General features: G+C 46.2%; 1 protein-coding gene. It reads left to right on the forward strand.

Annotation, left to right across the window (positions count from 1 at the left end; genetic code table 11):
* The coding region (locus tag OM074_RS21265; protein WP_494515699.1) for a thiamine pyrophosphate-binding protein at positions 1-400 on the forward strand (400 nt) is incomplete at both ends.

Consider the following 400-nt stretch of genomic DNA (forward strand, 5'->3'; position numbering starts at 1 on the left):
CTTGGACAAGGGCATACCATGGCAGTAGGGGCAGCTATCGCAGAAAAGTTCCTGAAAGAGAGATTTGGCGAATGGATGTCTCACGATATCTATACTTTTATCTCGGATGGTGGTATCCAGGAAGAGATTTCGCAGGGAGCCGGCCGTATTGCAGGATATTTAGGGTTGAACAACCTGATCATGTTCTATGATTCAAATGATATCCAGTTATCAACAACAACAGATGAGGTAACCGTAGAGGATACAGCAAAAAAATATGAGGCCTGGGGATGGGCTGTGATGACTATCGATGGTAACAACGCCGATGAGATCCGCAAGGCCCTGGAAGCAGCCAAAGCAGAAACAGAAAAGCCGTTCCTTATCATAGGAAAAACCATCATGGGTAAAGGCGCTGTTGCAG

The organism is Plebeiibacterium marinum (assembly GCF_026013615.1).
GTDB lineage: Bacteria > Bacteroidota > Bacteroidia > Bacteroidales > Marinilabiliaceae > Saccharicrinis > Saccharicrinis marinus_A.